General features: G+C 65.5%; 17 protein-coding genes. 11 read left to right on the top strand and 6 right to left on the bottom strand.

What is annotated here, in order from left to right:
- Window positions 1–48 precede the first annotated feature (48 nt).
- From JQ586_RS08980 to JQ586_RS08950, 7 genes are all read left to right on the top strand, one after another.
- Window positions 49–747 carry a cytochrome c biogenesis CcdA family protein gene (locus JQ586_RS08980; protein ID WP_212394169.1) on the top strand — a complete coding sequence of 233 codons (699 nt, stop codon included), beginning with the start codon at window positions 49–51 and terminating at the stop codon, window positions 745–747.
- Between the two features lie 18 nt (window positions 748–765).
- Entirely contained in the window at window positions 766–1,344 is a 579-nt protein-coding gene (locus tag JQ586_RS08975) for a thioredoxin family protein (RefSeq protein WP_212394168.1), read from the top strand.
- 228 nt (window positions 1,345–1,572) lie between these two features.
- Entirely contained in the window at window positions 1,573–2,979 is a 1,407-nt protein-coding gene (locus JQ586_RS08970; protein WP_212394167.1) for a cytochrome ubiquinol oxidase subunit I, read from the top strand.
- Window positions 2,976–3,986 carry a cytochrome d ubiquinol oxidase subunit II gene (gene cydB / locus JQ586_RS08965; protein ID WP_212394166.1) on the top strand — a complete coding sequence of 337 codons (1,011 nt, stop codon included), beginning with the start codon at window positions 2,976–2,978 and terminating at the stop codon, window positions 3,984–3,986. Before JQ586_RS08970 ends, cydB begins: the two co-directional genes overlap by 4 nt.
- Window positions 3,986–4,114, top strand: coding sequence for a DUF2474 domain-containing protein (locus JQ586_RS08960; protein ID WP_212394165.1), 129 nt, complete (start codon window positions 3,986–3,988; stop codon window positions 4,112–4,114). Before cydB ends, JQ586_RS08960 begins: the two co-directional genes overlap by 1 nt.
- Window positions 4,115–4,279: 165 nt before the next feature.
- Entirely contained in the window at window positions 4,280–4,873 is a 594-nt protein-coding gene (locus tag JQ586_RS08955) for a L,D-transpeptidase (protein ID WP_212394164.1), read from the top strand.
- Between the two features lie 58 nt (window positions 4,874–4,931).
- A complete protein-coding gene (locus JQ586_RS08950; protein WP_212394163.1) occupies window positions 4,932–5,969 on the top strand; it encodes an amino acid ABC transporter substrate-binding protein in 1,038 nt (345 codons plus the stop codon).
- Between the two features lie 100 nt (window positions 5,970–6,069).
- Here the strand turns inward: JQ586_RS08950 and JQ586_RS08945 are convergent, their stop codons facing one another.
- The gene (locus JQ586_RS08945; protein WP_212394162.1) at window positions 6,070–7,209 is read right to left on the bottom strand and encodes an acyl-CoA dehydrogenase family protein; all 1,140 of its coding nucleotides are present in this window, start codon (window positions 7,207–7,209) and stop codon (window positions 6,070–6,072) included.
- 155 nt (window positions 7,210–7,364) lie between these two features.
- Entirely contained in the window at window positions 7,365–8,549 is a 1,185-nt protein-coding gene (locus JQ586_RS08940; RefSeq protein WP_212394161.1) for an acyl-CoA dehydrogenase family protein, read from the bottom strand.
- 168 nt (window positions 8,550–8,717) lie between these two features.
- Between JQ586_RS08940 and JQ586_RS08935 the strand changes: the two genes are divergently transcribed.
- The gene (locus JQ586_RS08935; protein ID WP_212394160.1) at window positions 8,718–9,263 is read left to right on the top strand and encodes a carboxymuconolactone decarboxylase family protein; all 546 of its coding nucleotides are present in this window, start codon (window positions 8,718–8,720) and stop codon (window positions 9,261–9,263) included.
- 134 nt (window positions 9,264–9,397) lie between these two features.
- Window positions 9,398–9,892, top strand: a complete 495-nt coding sequence (locus tag JQ586_RS08930) for a VOC family protein (protein WP_212394159.1) — start codon at window positions 9,398–9,400, stop codon at window positions 9,890–9,892.
- Between the two features lie 94 nt (window positions 9,893–9,986).
- Here the strand turns inward: JQ586_RS08930 and JQ586_RS08925 are convergent, their stop codons facing one another.
- The 3 genes from JQ586_RS08925 to JQ586_RS08915 all read right to left on the bottom strand — a co-directional run bounded on the left by JQ586_RS08925 (window position 9,987) and on the right by JQ586_RS08915 (window position 13,196).
- Window positions 9,987–11,204, bottom strand: a complete 1,218-nt coding sequence (locus JQ586_RS08925; RefSeq protein ID WP_212394344.1) for an MFS transporter — start codon at window positions 11,202–11,204, stop codon at window positions 9,987–9,989.
- Window positions 11,205–11,330: 126 nt separating this feature from the next.
- A complete protein-coding gene (locus JQ586_RS08920) occupies window positions 11,331–12,575 on the bottom strand; it encodes an MFS transporter (RefSeq protein WP_212394158.1) in 1,245 nt (414 codons plus the stop codon).
- 123 nt (window positions 12,576–12,698) lie between these two features.
- On the bottom strand, window positions 12,699–13,196 hold the full coding sequence (locus JQ586_RS08915) for a type II toxin-antitoxin system HicB family antitoxin (RefSeq protein ID WP_212394157.1): 498 nt from the start codon (window positions 13,194–13,196) through the stop codon (window positions 12,699–12,701).
- Between the two features lie 86 nt (window positions 13,197–13,282).
- On the opposite strand from JQ586_RS08915, the gene JQ586_RS08910 reads away from it, so the two are divergent.
- A complete protein-coding gene (locus JQ586_RS08910) occupies window positions 13,283–14,152 on the top strand; it encodes a protein-L-isoaspartate O-methyltransferase (protein ID WP_212394156.1) in 870 nt (289 codons plus the stop codon).
- 13 nt (window positions 14,153–14,165) lie between these two features.
- Here the strand turns inward: JQ586_RS08910 and JQ586_RS08905 are convergent, their stop codons facing one another.
- Entirely contained in the window at window positions 14,166–14,828 is a 663-nt protein-coding gene (locus JQ586_RS08905; RefSeq protein ID WP_212394343.1) for a DUF938 domain-containing protein, read from the bottom strand.
- A gap of 191 nt (window positions 14,829–15,019) precedes the next feature.
- Between JQ586_RS08905 and soxX the strand changes: the two genes are divergently transcribed.
- Window positions 15,020–15,310 (top strand): sulfur oxidation c-type cytochrome SoxX, encoded by a 291-nt coding sequence (gene soxX, locus JQ586_RS08900; RefSeq protein WP_212394342.1) that lies wholly within the window; start codon window positions 15,020–15,022, stop codon window positions 15,308–15,310.
- Window positions 15,311–15,315 lie beyond the last annotated feature (5 nt).

The raw sequence follows: 15,315 nt of genomic DNA, 5'->3' as shown, positions 1-15,315 counted from the left end.
GTGTCCCCGGCGGCCATCAGGCGCCGGACTTTTGATGGACGGACGTCGATGCTCAGCCTTGGTCTTGCCCTGCTTGCCGGTATCGCGACCGTCGCCGCACCCTGCACCCTGCCGATGCTGCCGATCCTGCTTGGGGTATCGATAGGCCAGACCCGCAAGGCGCGGCCCGCGATGATCGCGCTCGGCTTCGTGATGTCATTCTCCATCGTGGCGTTGCTGCTGAGCGCGATCACGCGCGCCTTCGATTTCGATCCGAACGTGCTGCGGACCGGCGCGGCATTCCTGCTGGCCGGCTTCGGGCTGCTGATGATCTGGCCCGCGCCGTTTGAATTTCTGTCCGGCAAGCTTGCCGGCGTCACCGGCGGCGGCTTCGGCAGCGCCGCGCCGTCGCAGGGCCTGTTCGGCGGCTTCCTGCTCGGCTCTACGCTCGGCCTGGTGTGGACGCCCTGTGCAGGCCCGGTGCTCGGCTCGATCCTGACCATCGTCGCGACCTCGAAGGATACCGCGTGGGCGAGCCTGCAGCTCGTCACCTACGCGATCGGCGCGGCGATCCCGATGCTTGCGATCGCCTATGGCGGGCAGACCGTGACGGCGCGCGTGCGCAGCATCGCCCGGATCACGCCACGCCTGCAGCAGTTCTTCGGCGTCGTCATCATCGCCTTCGCGGCGCTGTCCTACCTGCAATACGACACGCTGATCGTGGCGTGGCTGACCCGCTTCTATCCCAACGGCCAGATCGGCCTGTGAACCAACAAGGAGATATCGATGTCCCTGCGCCTGCTAGCAGTCTCAGCGCTCGTCGCCGGCCTCGGCCTCGGCCTCGGCGGCGCCGTCATCCCCGGCCTCTGCACCGAGGCGGATGCTCCGCCGCGGCCGGTCACACCAGCGGCAGCCACGACCGCCGAGCAGACCGCGCCCGAGTTCGTCGGCATCAGCAACTGGTTCAACTCGCAGCCGCTCAGGCTTGCCGACCTGCGCGGCAAGGTCGTGCTGGTGGATTTCTGGACCTATGGCTGCGTCAACTGCGTCAACACACTGCCGCATGTGACCGCACTCTATTCAAAGTACAGGGATCGCGGCCTCGTCGTGATCGGCGTCCACACACCGGAATTCCCGTTCGAGCACTCCGCCTCCAATGTCCAGGCGGCACTGAAGCGCCACGGCATCACCTACCCGGTCGCGCAAGACAACAATTCGCAGACCTGGAACGCCTACGGCAACCAGTATTGGCCGGCGCAATACATCATCGACCAGAACGGCAAGATCGTCTTCCAGCACGATGGTGAAGGGCGATACGACGAGATCGATCGCACCGTCGCGCGGCTGCTCAGCGCGAACAGCTAGCGCAAGACCCGGATCCGGCGGGACGCGTTGGCGCAGCGTGTGACACGGTTTTTCGAAAAGACCATGCGCAAACAAGAAGCTAAAGCGCGATGACGAGCTCGCCCAATCTGATCGCGCTTTAGACAAACCGCCCAGTATTGCCGTCATTCCCGGCGTGGTAGGCTCCACGCCGGGAATGCGCGATCCCGGTCATGATCGCGCGCAAAAATTGGCGACGGACGGTGCGTAATGTTCGAAGGATGGGATGCGGTCGCGCTGGCCCGCGCGCAGTTTGCTTTCACGATGTCGTTCCACATCGTGTTCCCCGCATTCTCGATCGGACTCGCCAGCTATCTCGCGGTGCTCGAAGCGCTGTGGCTCGCGACCGGACGCGAGGTCTACATCAACCTGTTCAATTACTGGCTGAAGATCTTCGCGGTTGCCTTCGGCATGGGCGTGGTGTCGGGCATCGTGATGTCCTACCAGTTCGGCACCAACTGGTCGGCCTTCGCGGACAAGACCGGCCCCGTGATCGGCCCGATGATGGCCTATGAGGTGCTGACCGCGTTCTTCCTCGAGGCGGGCTTCCTGGGCGTGATGCTGTTCGGCCTGAAGCGCGTCGGCCCAAGGCTGCACTTCTTCGCGACGCTGATGGTCGCGATCGGTACGCTGATCTCGGCGTTCTGGATCCTCTCGGCCAATTCGTGGATGCAGACGCCGGCCGGCTACGCCGTCAATGCCGACGGCCAGTTCGTCGTCGCCAGTTGGCTGAAGACGATCTTCAACCCGTCATTCCCCTACCGCCTCGTGCACATGGTGCTGGCGGCGTACCTGACCACCTCGCTCGTGGTCGGTGCGGTCGGCGCCTGGCACCTGTTGCGCGACCAGCATCTTGCCGGCCCGCGCGTGATGTTCTCGATGGCGATGTGGATGGCTACCCTGGTGGCGCCTATACAGATCCTCGCCGGCGACCAGCACGGTCTCAACACGCTGGAGCATCAGCCCGCCAAGGTGATGGCGATGGAGGGTCACTTCCAGAGCCATCCCGACGGTGCGCCGCTGGTGCTGTTCGGCTGGCCCGACATGACCGAGGCCAGGGTTAAATACGCGATCGAGGTGCCGAAGCTCTCCTCGCTGATCCTGAAGCATGACGTCGATGCGCCGCTGGCCGGCCTCGACACGGTGCCGCGCGCGAACTGGCCGCCGGTACCGATCACCTTCTGGTCGTTCCGCGTCATGGTCGGCCTCGGCTTCCTGATTCTGGGGCTCGGCCTGTTCAGCCTGCTGATGCGCTGGCGCGGAACGCTTTACCAGACGCCGCTGTTGCATCGCTTCGCGGTGCTGATGGGCCCGGCCGGCTTCGTTGCGGTGCTGGCGGGCTGGATCACCACCGAGACCGGGCGGCAGCCGTTCACCGTCTTCGGCCTGCTGCGGACCGCCGATTCCGCTTCGCCGCTGGCCGCGCCCGCGGTCGGCTCCTCGCTGATCGCCTTCGTCATCGTCTATTTTGCGGTATTCATCGCCGGCGTCGTCTACATCCTCAGGCTGATGGCGCAGCCGCCGCATCCCGGCGAACAGGGCCCGTCGCATGACGTTCCGGCCCGCGCGGCCGGCATCACGCCGGCCGCAGGCGCAGCCGTGGAGGGCGCACGATGAGCTTTGCCATCGACCTTGCCACGATCTGGGCCTTCATCATCGCCTTTGCCGTGTTCGTCTACGTCGTGATGGACGGCTTCGATCTCGGCCTCGGCATCCTGTTCCCGCTGTTTCCGCAGAAGGCCGATCGCGACGTCATCATGAACACGGTGGCGCCGGTGTGGGACGGCAACGAGACCTGGCTGGTGCTCGGCGGCGGCGGCATGATGGCGGCGTTTCCCCTGGCCTATTCGGTGCTGATGCCGGCGCTCTACACGCCTGTCATCGTGATGCTGCTGGGGCTCGTGTTCCGCGGCGTCGCCTTCGAATTCCGCTGGCGCACCCAGAAGGCGCGCAACAAATGGGACCTCGCCTTTGCCGGTGGCTCGCTCGCCGCGGCGCTGGCGCAGGGCATTGCGCTCGGCGCCATCCTGCAGGGCATCCATGTCGAGGGACGCCACTATGCCGGTGGCTGGTGGGACTGGCTGACACCGTTCAGCATCCTGACCGGCGTCGCACTCGTGATCGGCTACGCGCTGTTGGGAGCGACCTGGCTGGTGCTGAAGACCGAGGGCGCCTTGCGCGACCGCGCCTATCATCTGAGTTGGGTGCTGCTGATCGCGATGCTGTGCGCGATCGGCGCTGTCAGCATCGCGACGCCCTTCCTGCATGTGCAATACACCCATCGCTGGTTCGCCTGGCCCAACATCATCCTGACCGCGCCGGTGCCGATCGCGGTCGCCGCCGTCACCGCGCTCCTGCTGCGCGCACTCAGCAGCAAGAACGACCTTCAGCCGTTCTTGCTGTCGCTCGCGCTGTTCGCACTGTCCTATGCCGGGCTCGGCATCAGCATGTATCCGTTCATCGTGCCGCAGAGCATCACGATCTGGCAGGCGGCTGCGCCTGAGAACAGCCAGATCTTCATGCTGGTCGGGGTCGCGGTGCTGGTGCCGCTGATCCTCGGCTACACCGCCTGGGCCTATTGGGTGTTCCGTGGCAAGGTGCAGCCCGGGCACGGGTATCATTGATGCCGCTGGATCCGCATCCACGGCCGCTCGGGCAGCGCCTGCTGTGGTTCGTCGCGCTGTGGCTCGGCGGCGTCGGCACGGTGACCCTGATTTCCTTGGTTTTGCGAATCTGGATCGCGCCGAAATGAGGCGGGTCACGTGGCAGGTTTTTCAACTGACGAAAAATAGAGGCATTACAGAGAGGTATCACCTGGGTTCGCCCAAAACTTGCCATCAAGCTGTCACTGAGATTTGATGCTGGCGCGATTTGAGTGGAGCAACCATTGGCCGCGCGCCAACAAGGAGAGCTTTGCATGACGAAACTTCGTCACCTGGTTTGGATGCTGGCCGCGGCCACCGCGCTCGTGCTGTCGACGTCGCAGGGCTTTGCCCAGAGCCGTCCGGACGCCGACGAGCCCGGCCTGGTCGCCGACGACAGCTATCAGCTCGATCCGGAATGGCAGAAGCAGGTGGTGTACTACCGAAGCAACGAGGCGCCGGGTACCATCATCATCTCGACGGCCGAACGTCACCTCTACCTGCTGCAAGGCAACGGCCGTGCACTGCGTTACGGCATCGGCGTCGGCCGTGAAGGCTTCCAGTGGCAGGGCCTGGTGAACATCACGCGCAAGGCCGAGTGGCCGGATTGGGTGCCGCCGCCGGAGATGATCGCGCGCCAGCCCTATCTGCCCCGCTTCATGGCGGGCGGCCCCGGCAATCCGCTCGGTGCGCGCGCGATGTATCTGGGTACCACGGTCTACCGCATCCACGGCACCAACCGTCCGGACACCATCGGCACCGCCGTCTCTTCCGGCTGCTTCCGCCTCGTCAACAACGACGTGGCCGACCTCTATAACCGCGTTCCCGTCGGCACCAAGGTGATCATCCGGCAGAAGCCCGAACTCTAGTCTCCCGCCCGCATTCGATACCCGACCTGTTTTCCCGATCATTCGAGAGAGAGAATCCATGCGTACATTTCGAGGCGGCCTGACGATCGGGCTCGCGGTCGCCGCGCTGGTTGCGGCCGTCGCCGTCACCTATGAGCGTTACGACACCCGCACGCTGAAGCGCACCATCCGGCGCGGCGAGGTCTATTGCGGTGTCAACAAGGGCCTGCCCGGCTTCTCGATCCCCGACGACAAGGGCAACTGGACCGGCTTCGACGTCGATTTCTGCCGGGCAGTGGCCTCGGCGATCTTCGACGACCCGACCAAGGCGAAGTTCATCCCGCTCGACGCCAGCGAGCGCTTCAAGGAGTTGCAGAACCGCAAGGTCGACATCCTCTCCCGCAACTCGACCTGGAGCATGTCGCGCGAGGTCAATTACGACCTCTATTTCCCCGCGGTCGCGTATTACGACGGCCAGGGCTTCATGATCCCGCGCTCGCGCAACATCGATTCCGCGCTCGACCTCAACGGCAGCAAGGTCTGCGTGCAGGGCAGCACCACGACGCTGCTCAACCTCGCCGACTATTTCCGTGCCAACAACATGAAGTACACGGAGATGAAGTTCGACAAGCTGGAGGACGTCGTGAAGGCCTACGACTCCGGCCAGTGCGACACGCTGACCTCGGACGCCTCGCAGCTCTATGCGCTCCGCCTCAACCTCTCCAAGCCGAACGACCATGTGATCCTGGCCGACATCATCTCGAAGGAGCCGCTGGCACCGGTGGTGCGCCAGCGTGACGACGACTGGATGATGATCGTGAAGTGGACGCTCTATGCCATGATCAACGCCGAGGAGCTCGGCATCACCTCGAAGAACATCGACGAGGCGCTGAAGTCGAAGAAGCCGGAGGTGATGCGGCTGGTCGGCACCGAGGGCAGCTATGGCGAGGATCTCGGCCTGACCAAGGACTGGGCGGTGCGGATCATCCGCCATGTCGGCAATTACGGCGAGGTCTACGACCGCAACGTCGGCGCCGACTCCAAGCTCAAGATCCCACGCGGCATGAACCAGCTCTGGAACGCCGGCGGCGTCCAGTACGCGCCGCCGATCCGGTAGGCTTCGGGTTCACCCGGGCGCCTTGCCAAATCTCCGCTGTCATCCGCCCGGTCAGGCCGGGCGATGACAGGTGTTGTGCGGCACCCGCAGCGAGCCTTGCTCAATACCCCTTGCCGCGCGCCAGCTGGTCGGCGTGGAAATTGGCATCGCCGAACAGCTCCTGGCAGACGCGGGCGCGCTTCATGAAGAAGCCGATGTCGAACTGATCGGTCATGCCCATGCCGCCATGCATCTGGACGCCCTCCTGCACCGCCAGCGTCGCCGTGGTTCCGGCGCGGGCTTTCGCCACCGCGACCGCAGTGGCGGCCTTGTCGAGGTCGGCATCGAGCGCCTGCAACGCCTTCAGGACGGCCGCGCGCGTGATCTCGATCTCGATGTAGAGCTGGGCGGCGCGGTGCTGCAGCGCCTGGAACTCGCCGATCGCCTTGCCGAACTGCTTGCGCTCCTTGAGGTAGGTCACGGTGCGGCCGAACACCTCCTCGGAGAGCCCCACCATCTCGGAAGCGACCGCGCCGCGGCCGATGTTGAGCACGCCTCCGAGCAAACCAGAACCCTGATCGACCTCGCCAAGCACGCTGTCGGCGTTGACCTCCACATTGTCGAACACGATCCGCGCCGCGTTGTGCGAATCGACCATCGCGGTACGCTCGACCGCGAGCCCCTTCGCCTTCGGATCGACCAGGAACAGCGTCAGCCCGGCCTTCTCGCCTGCGCTACCCGCGGTGCGCGCCGCAACGATCAACAGATCGGCGGTGTGGCCATCGACCACGAATGCCTTGTCGCCGGAGAGCTTGAAGCCGTTACCGGAGCGCACGGCTTGCAGTTTCGTTTGCAGCGGGCGATGCTTCGCGCCCTCGTCGATCGCGAGCGCCGCAAGCAGCGAGCCGTCGGAGATGCCAGGCAGATGCTGTGCCTTCTGCGCCTCGCTGCCGCCGCGCGAAATCGCCGACGCCGCGACCACCGAGGTCGAAAGGAACGGCGACGGCATCAGGGTGCGGCCGATCTCTTCCATCACGATGCCCGCTTCGACGCAGCCAAGCCCGCTGCCGCCGAATTGCTCCGGCACCAGGAGGCCGGAGAAGCCCATCTCGGCAAAGGTCTTCCAGAGCTCGCGGGAAAAGCCGGTGGCATCCTTGCCGTCGCGCAGGCCGCGCAGATGCGACACCGGCGCCTTGTCGCTGATGAGGCCGCGCGCGCTGTCGCGCAGCATGGATTGTTCTTCGGTGAGGACGAGGGCCATGGATGGATCCGATCTAACGTTCGAAACAGAAATTTTCCGGGTTCGTCATTCCGGGACGATGCGGCAGCATCGCACCGGGAATCCCGAGGTTCCCCAATGCGCAACTGCGCATCGGGGTTCGATGCTTCGCATCGCCCCGGGACGACGGTGCAAAATCAAGACCCCGGCAGGTCGAGGATGCGCTTGGCGACGATGCCGAGCATCACCTCGCTCGTGCCGCCCTCGATCGAGTTCGCCTTGGTGCGCAGCCAGGCGCGCGGCCGCGCGCCACCCCGGGAGCGCTCGCTTTCCCATTCCAGCGCGTCGATGCCGCCGGCCGACATCAGGATCTCGTAGCGGCGCTTGTTGAGCTCGGTGCCGTAATATTTCATCGCCGACGAGAACGCCGGATGCGACTGCCCGGCCTTGGCAAGATCGACCGCGCGTTCGGCAGCGGCGGCAAGCGCGGCCTCGTCGACCTCGAAGGTCGCGATCTGGCTGCGCAGCTGCGCGTCGTCGAGCTTGCCTTGCGCGTCCGCGCCGACGGAATCGGCGGCGATCTGGCCGAGCGGCCGGCCGACGCCGCGCTCGCCCATGCCCGAGATCATCGCACGCTCGTGCTGCAGCAGGTATTTCGCGACGTCCCAGCCGCGATTGACCGTGCCCACGACATGCGCCTTCGGCACGCGCACATTGTCGAAGAAGGTTTCGCAGAACGGCGAGTAGCCGGAGATCAGCAGGATCGGCTTGGTGGAGACGCCCTTCGACGTCATGTCGAACAGGATGAAGCTGATCCCGTCATGCTTCTTGGCCGCGGGATCGGTGCGCACCAGGCAGAAGATCCAGTCGGCGTAGTTGGCGTATGACGTCCAGATCTTCTGGCCGTTGATGATGTAATGGTCGCCGTCGCTCTCGGCGCGGGTCTGCAACGAGGCGAGATCGGAGCCGGCGTTCGGCTCGGAATAGCCCTGGCACCAGCGGATCAGGCCGGCGGTAATCTTCGGCAGATGCTCCTTCTTCTGTTCGTCGGTGCCGTATTTGAGCAGCGCCGGCCCGAGCATCGAGATGCCGAACGAGGTCAGCGGCTGGCGCGCGCCGATCGCCGCCATCTCCTGCCGCACGATCTTGGCTTCCTCGCCGTCGAGGCCGCCGCCGCCATATTCCTTCGGCCAGTGCGGCACGGTCCAGCCCTTGTCGCGCATGCGCTCGAACCAGACGCGCTGCGCCTCCGACGAGAACTTCGCATTGCGGCCGCCCCAGAACGTATCGCCATCCGAGGTCATCGGCTTGCGCATCTCGGGCGGGCAGTTCTGCTCCAGCCAGGCGCGGGTCTCCACGCGGAATGTCTCAAGATCGGCCATGGTGCCTTCCGGTCAAAGTTCGACGAATTGGAATCGACCTTAGCCCTGCGTGCCCGCCCAGTTCAATATGTCTCGCACCTGCGCCATACCATCGTTGCAATGGTCAGCCTGCGCGATCGGGTGTATGCGCGAAAGCAGGTAATAATTGAAAAACAAGGGGAAACGGACATGCGGATAAAACTCCTTCCGCCTGGCGAAATGAACCCGGCGCAAAAAGAGATCTACGACGAGTCGATCGCCGGCAAGCGCGGGGCGCCGCCGGCGCCGATGATGGCCTGGCTCAACAGCCCCGACATGGCGCGGCATGCCACGCGGCTCGGCGAGGTGCTCCGCTTCGACACGATCTTCCCGCCAAAGCTGTCGGAGATCGCGATCCTCGTCACCGCGCGGCACTGGACCGCGCATTACGAATGGTACGCGCACAAGCGCCTCGCGCTGAAAGGCGGGCTCGACCCGAAGATCATCGAGGACATCCGCGTGCGGCGCATCCCGACCTTCGACGACCCCAGGGCCAGGATGATCTACGAGGTCGCCAAATCGCTGCATGAAGGCCATGGCGTGGCAAGGGCCCTGTACGACGAGGCGGTCGAGGTGTTGAGCCTGCGCGGCGTCGTCGAGATCATCGGGCTGTGCGGCTACTACACCATGGTGTCGATGACGCTGAACACGTTTGAATTCCAGGTGCCGGGCGGCGAGTTGTCGGAGCTTGCCTGAATATTCCCCTCCCCGCAGGACGGGACCAGGCGGATAGTTGCGCGTTCAGAAACGCTGGATTTCCGAACCGATCAGTATCCAACCGCCAGGCAGAGGCTTAGATGTTGGGACAGAGCCAACAACGGAGCCACGACATGCCGCAAAATCCTCCCATCATCGCGGGCACGCGGATCGGACATGTCCACCTCAAGGTAGCCGATCTCGACCGCGCGCTCGGCTTCTATTGCGGCGTGCTCGGCTTCGAGCTGCAACAGCGCATGGGTTCCGGCGCCGCGTTCATTTCGGCCGGCGGCTATCACCATCACATCGGGCTCAACACCTGGGAGAGCAAGGGCGGCCATCCGCCGCCGCCAGGCACCACCGGCCTGTTCCACACGGCGATCCTGTACCCGACCCGCCCGGCGCTGGCCGACGCCTTGCACCGCGTCCTTTCCGCCGGCATCCAGCTCGACGGCGCCAGCGACCATGGCGTCAGCCAGGCGCTGTATCTGCGCGATCCCGACGAGAACGGCGTCGAGCTCTATTGGGACCGGCCGGAGGCCGAATGGCCGCGCACGGCCGATGGCAGGCTCGCGATGTTCACCAACCGGCTCGATCTCGAGGACCTGCTGAGGCAGCGGGTGGGGTGATTCCGTGGTCTTGTAGCCCGGATGGAGCGCAGCGAAATCGGGGGACCTCGCTCCGCTGGGAGAGCTTCCCGGATTGCGCTGTGCTCCATCCGGGCTACGATTTTCCCCTCATCATGATCGCCAACGCCGCGACCAGCTCGAGGCCGATACAACCATAGAACGGCAGGGTGTAGCTGCCCGAGACGTCGCGCAGCAGTCCGACCACGCCGGGTCCGAAGGCGTAGGTGATCTGGTTGATCGCGGTCACCAGGCTGACCAGCACGCCGAAGGAACGCGGATCGAACTCGCGCTGGATGATCAGCGACGGCAGCGTGATCAGATTGCCGACCGAGAAGCCGAACAGCCCACAGGCCGCGATCATCACGATGTCGTTGTGCAGGTTGATGATGACGGCGAGCGCGACCGCCTGGCTGACGAATGACAGGGCCGAGGCCAACCGCTGGTTGAGCTGATCGATCACGAAGGAGAACGAGACGCGGCCGATCACGGCCATCGCCGTCAGGAGCGCCATCGCCACCGTCGCGCGCTCGCGGCCGATCACCTGATCCAGAAACGCGATCAGGTGGACGATGAAGCCGACCTGGGCGAACAGCACCAGCGCGAAGGCGACCGAGACCGAGAGGAACCCGACGTCGCGCAGCGCCCCTGCGCGGATTTGCGATGCCGACGGGGCGTCCGCGGCCGCCGCGGTGACGGCATGGAGATGGACCGGCGGCGAACCGACGAAGATCAGGATCGCCGGCAGCATCACCACGAGGAGCGCTGCGGCCGACGCGATCATCGCGCCGGAAAAGCCGAAGGTGCCGATCCCCGCCACCAGCAGCGGCACGCCGACGATGCCGCCGAAACTCGCGCCGTTCAGCGCCAGGCTGATCGCCATGCCGCGCTTCTTGTCGAACCACAGGCCAAGCGTGTTGGTGATGATGCCGAGGCTGGTGCCGGCCCAGCCAAACGCAAGCAGGGCGTCAGCGAGATACAGCTGCCAGGGCGCGCGCACTTCGCCGATCGCAAGGGCGGCTGCAGCCATCGCCAGCGTGCCCGCGATGAGGCACTTGCGCGGACCGAACGCCTTGATCGCCTCGCTGACGAAGGCCACCAGCGCGGCGCCGAACAGATAGAAGAAGGTCGTGCCCGACGAGATCAGCGAGGCCGGCCAGCCGTGCAGCCGCTGCAGCTCGGCGACATAGACGCTCTGCCCGTAGAACCCGAGCCCCCAGCCGAAGGTCGCGAGCAGGAAGCAGACGACGACGATGCGCCAGCCATCGTAGCGCAGCGAGGCTTCATCAGGCGTCGCGAATGAGGATGCGTCCATTTTCTCGAGCATGTTTCTTACATCGTCACACGACCTGAATGATCCGGTCGCATGATGTAAGCAGCCTTGCAAGCCGATCATTTCGAAGCGGATCGAACTGTCAGCAATTGGCAGCAGGTTCGCGCATCACGCGCCGATGTCAGGCAGCTGGTCCACGTCGCGCAATTTCGCCCGCCGCTTCGCGAACGAGGCGAACGAGAGCACGGCAAGGCCGAGCAGGACCGGCGGGAACACCACCAGGTTCACCGCGTTCCAGCCGTAGTGAGCGAGCAGCTGGCCGGAGGAGAACGAACCGATCGCCATCATGCCGAAGATCAGGAAATCGTTGAACGCCTGCACCTTGTTGCGCTCCTGCGGCCGGTGTGTTTCCAGCACCAGCGCGGAGGCGCCGACAAACGCGAAATTCCAGCCCATCCCGAGCACGATCAGCGTCGCCCAGAAGTGCGGCGCCGTGATGCCGGACAGCCCGATCGTCGCGGCCGCCGCTTCCAGCAGCAGCCCGAGCGCGACGATGCGAGGGGCGCCGAACCGCGCGATCAGGGAGCCGGTGAAGAAGCTCGGGCCGTACATCGCCACGATGTGCCACTGGATGCCGAAATTGGAATCGCTGACCGAGAGCCCGCACATCTTCATGGCGAGCGGTGCCGAGGTCATCACAAGGTTCATCATGGGGTAGGCGATTACGCCGCACAGCGCAGCGGCAATGAAGCGCGGCTGCCTTGCGATCTCGAGCAGGGGACGGCCGCCATGCAAGTCCGCGGGCGCGGGCTTCGGCGCGTCGACGCCCGACAGCACCGCCATCGCCACCAGCGCGACGAGGGCCTGCACCACGAAGGAGAAGGCGAACAGATAGGGCGACCAGATGTCCATGGTCCATTGCACGAGCTGCGGCCCCAGAACGCCGGCGAACACGCCGCCCGCCATCACCCACGACACCGCCTTGGGCCGGAACGTGGCGCTCGCGCCGTCGGCCGCAGCGAAGCGATAGGATTGCGCTACCGCGCCGTAGAGGCCGCCGAGAAAGGTCGCGGCGCAGAACAGCCAGAACGAGGAATGCAGGATCGCCCAGGCGCCGAGCGAGCCGGTGAGCACGCCGCAGCCGGTGCCGGCGATGAACGCGACACGACGGCCAAAGGCGCGCGAGATCGCGCCGGTCGGCAACGTGCCGGCAGCCATTCCCAGCACATACATCGACAACGGCACGGTCGCGAGCGAGATGTCGGGGGCCAGCGTCGCGCCGACGATCGAACCGGTGGCGAAGATGACGGCCGAATTGGCGCCGGTGAGCGCCTGCGCCGCGGCAAGTCGCAGAACATTGGCCCGTGCCCGCGCATCGTCGGCCGTCTCATCCCCCGCTGTCACGTCGATCATCGGCATTCCCGCATCGAAGCCCCGGCGGGAGCCTCCGTGTCGCCGGCACTATGGAGAGCACCCCTGATGCCGGCAACCAACGCAAATGGACGTACGCCATGCGATCAACGCACATGACGCACGCTAGCGCGCCGGCTTCCTGCCCGACCGCTTCTCGGCGCGCAGTGTGCCCGTCTTGTGCACCTTGGAACGAGGTCCCACCGGAGCGCCTCGCGGAAATCCGACAGGCCATTCGAGCGCCAGCGAGCTGGCGAAGCCAAAGAAACTGGAGCGGCTCATGCCGAGCTCGGCGGCGCGCTTGTCGATCCGCGTGATCAGGCTCTTCGGCAGATAGACGTTCACCCGCTCGGACGGATCGGGCGGATCGACGCCGACCATGAAGAAGGCGGCGACATCGGAGCCCTTCGGCGGCACGATGCGCTCGATCGGCGTCGGCTCCGGCAGCGCACGACCCTGCTCGGCCCAGCCGTCCACCGCCTGCGCCAGCGCCTGCTCGGCGCGCTCGATCGCCTCCTCCTGCGACCTGCCGGCGGCGACGCAGCCCGGAAAATCCGGAAACCACGCGCCGAACGCGCCGCGGGACCCGCGCTCCAGCACGGCCGGATAGAGCCGTCTCTTCATTCTGGCCTCCGTCGTTCGAGTATGCTAATTCACACACTTCGGTGTGTCAAATGACACATCTGTCAAGCGGCAGGCAGGAGCGCAACATGGACCCGCAAGCCGAACTCCGCATCATCCGCGCAGCCTATGCCAAGCAGGTGCTGGCCGCAGCGAATGTCAGCAATGCGCACATCGCCGGCGCCTTCGCGTCGGTTCGCCGCGAGGACTTCCTCGGTCCGGGCCCGTGGCTGGTGCGGCGATTGTTCGGGGACTACGTGCCGACGCCCGACGCCGATCCGGTCTATCTCTATACCGACGACCTGGTCGCCCTGGTGCCCGAGCGCCGCCTCAACAACGGGCAGCCGTCGTTGCATGCGCATCTGATGCACCAGGCTGAGCCTGCCGCGGGCGAGCATGTGGTGCATGTCGGGACCGGCACCGGCTACTACACGGCGATCCTCGCGCATCTGGTCGGACCGACAGGCCGGGTGACGGGAATCGAGTTTGACGCCGCGCTCGCTGCGCGCGCCAGGACCAACCTCGCAGCCAGCGCCAATGTCGAGATCATCGCGGGCGACGGGACGCAGGCGTCGTTCGATGCAGCCGATATCGTCTACGTCAACGCCGGATGCACGCGGCCTGCCGCGCGCTGGCTCGATGGCCTCGCCGACGGCGGGCGCCTGATCCTGCCGATGACGTCGGACCAGGGATTTGGCAGCCTCACGCCGGCGCGTATGGCGCACGGCGGCGCGGTGTTCCGGATCCGGCGCAGCGGCGCCGACTATCATGCGGCATGGATCTCGCCGGTTGCGATCATCCCTTGCGCCGGCGGCCGCGACGATGCCTCCGAGCGCGCCCTCGCCGACGCGTTCGTCCGCGGCGGCTGGCAGGACGTCACGCGGCTCTATCGTCATCAAGACGTTCCCGACCACCGCTGCTGGCTGCGCGGCGATGGCTGGTGCCTGGCTTACGACTAACTCTTTTGCGCGACTACACCCGCGCAAACATCAGGATCATGTTGTTCGCCGGCATCTCGAATGTGCCGGCGAGTTTCAGCCCGACACTTCCAGCCAGCCGTTCCAGATCGGCGATGTCGCGCACGCCCCATTCCGGATCGCGATCGCGCAACGAGGTGTCGAATATCGCGTTGCTGAGCGCGGTGTGCTTGCCGTCGCGCTTGAACGGGCCGTAGAGGAACAGCCGTCCGTCGGCACGCAGATGCCTGCCTGCACCGGCGAACAGGCCCTCGGCGACGGGCCACGGCGCGATGTGGATCACATTGGCGCAGAAGATCGCGAGCAGCCGGTCCGGACCATCGTCAAGCGACCACGCCGGATCCGACAGGTCGATCCGTTGCGGCGCACCGATATTGGCGAGGGCTGAATGCGCGCGCCAGGCCTCGATGCTGCGCAGATGCGCCGGATGGAGATCGCTCGGCCACCACACGATGTCGGGCGCATGGCGCGCGAAATGCACGACATGCTGGCCGGTGCCGCTGCCCGCCTCCAGCACATCACCGGATTGTCCGGCAAGGAAGCGCTGCAAGACTGCCCAGATCGGCTCGTGGTTGCGATGGAACGGGGCGGCATCGAGCCGCCCGTCCGCCTCGACCGGGCGGCCATCCTTGCCGAACTCCACCACATACTCCGCCACCGCGATCTCCTTCAGATCAGCCGCATCCACTTTTCCGGGTCATGCTTATCTCCACATTGCCAGCCGATGGCCTTTGTGCTTTTCACCTTCTATATTGCGATCCGACCATCGAGATTAAAGCCCGGGAAACGCCTTTGATCGTCAATGTCTTCAAGCCGGCCCTCGTCCTGGCGCTGCTGGCAGGCGCCGCAATGGCGACCCCAGCGCGCGCCCAATCCGCAGCCGAGGGTCGAACTATCGCCTTCGACCGCGGCAAGGGCAACTGCCTGACCTGCCATGCGATCAAGGGCGGTGACCTGCCCGGCACGATCGGCCCGGAGCTGACCGGGCTGAAGGCCAGATACAGCCGCGACGAGCTGATCGCGATCGTAACCGATGAGACCAAGCGCAATCCGCTGACCGTGATGCCGCCGTTCGGACGAAACCGGATCCTGTCCGAGCAGGAGATCAACGCGGTGGTGGATTTCCTGCAAACGCTGTGACGCGC

It is taken from the genome of Bradyrhizobium jicamae, from assembly GCF_018130215.1.
In the GTDB taxonomy this organism is placed as follows: domain Bacteria; phylum Pseudomonadota; class Alphaproteobacteria; order Rhizobiales; family Xanthobacteraceae; genus Bradyrhizobium; species Bradyrhizobium jicamae_A.
This window is presented reverse-complemented; position numbering and strand designations above follow the sequence as displayed.

Bases quoted from the DNA above. Each gene is read 5' to 3' on its own strand.
- JQ586_RS08975 (WP_212394168.1), top strand. From the start codon at position 766: ATGTCCCTGCGCCTGCTAGCAGTCTCAGCGCTCGTCGCCGGCCTCGGC.
- JQ586_RS08980 (WP_212394169.1), top strand. From the start codon at position 49: ATGCTCAGCCTTGGTCTTGCCCTGCTTGCCGGTATCGCGACCGTCGCC.
- JQ586_RS08915 (WP_212394157.1), bottom strand. From the start codon at position 13,196: ATGAAGAGACGGCTCTATCCGGCCGTGCTGGAGCGCGGGTCCCGCGGC.
- JQ586_RS08970 (WP_212394167.1), top strand. From the start codon at position 1,573: ATGTTCGAAGGATGGGATGCGGTCGCGCTGGCCCGCGCGCAGTTTGCT.
- JQ586_RS08930 (WP_212394159.1), top strand. From the start codon at position 9,398: ATGCCGCAAAATCCTCCCATCATCGCGGGCACGCGGATCGGACATGTC.
- JQ586_RS08940 (WP_212394161.1), bottom strand. From the start codon at position 8,549: ATGGCCGATCTTGAGACATTCCGCGTGGAGACCCGCGCCTGGCTGGAG.
- JQ586_RS08920 (WP_212394158.1), bottom strand. From the start codon at position 12,575: ATGATCGACGTGACAGCGGGGGATGAGACGGCCGACGATGCGCGGGCA.
- JQ586_RS08950 (WP_212394163.1), top strand. From the start codon at position 4,932: ATGCGTACATTTCGAGGCGGCCTGACGATCGGGCTCGCGGTCGCCGCG.
- JQ586_RS08935 (WP_212394160.1), top strand. From the start codon at position 8,718: ATGCGGATAAAACTCCTTCCGCCTGGCGAAATGAACCCGGCGCAAAAA.
- JQ586_RS08955 (WP_212394164.1), top strand. From the start codon at position 4,280: ATGACGAAACTTCGTCACCTGGTTTGGATGCTGGCCGCGGCCACCGCG.
- JQ586_RS08910 (WP_212394156.1), top strand. From the start codon at position 13,283: ATGGACCCGCAAGCCGAACTCCGCATCATCCGCGCAGCCTATGCCAAG.
- JQ586_RS08945 (WP_212394162.1), bottom strand. From the start codon at position 7,209: ATGGCCCTCGTCCTCACCGAAGAACAATCCATGCTGCGCGACAGCGCG.
- JQ586_RS08960 (WP_212394165.1), top strand. From the start codon at position 3,986: ATGCCGCTGGATCCGCATCCACGGCCGCTCGGGCAGCGCCTGCTGTGG.
- soxX (WP_212394342.1), top strand. From the start codon at position 15,020: ATGGCGACCCCAGCGCGCGCCCAATCCGCAGCCGAGGGTCGAACTATC.
- JQ586_RS08925 (WP_212394344.1), bottom strand. From the start codon at position 11,204: ATGGACGCATCCTCATTCGCGACGCCTGATGAAGCCTCGCTGCGCTAC.
- cydB (WP_212394166.1), top strand. From the start codon at position 2,976: ATGAGCTTTGCCATCGACCTTGCCACGATCTGGGCCTTCATCATCGCC.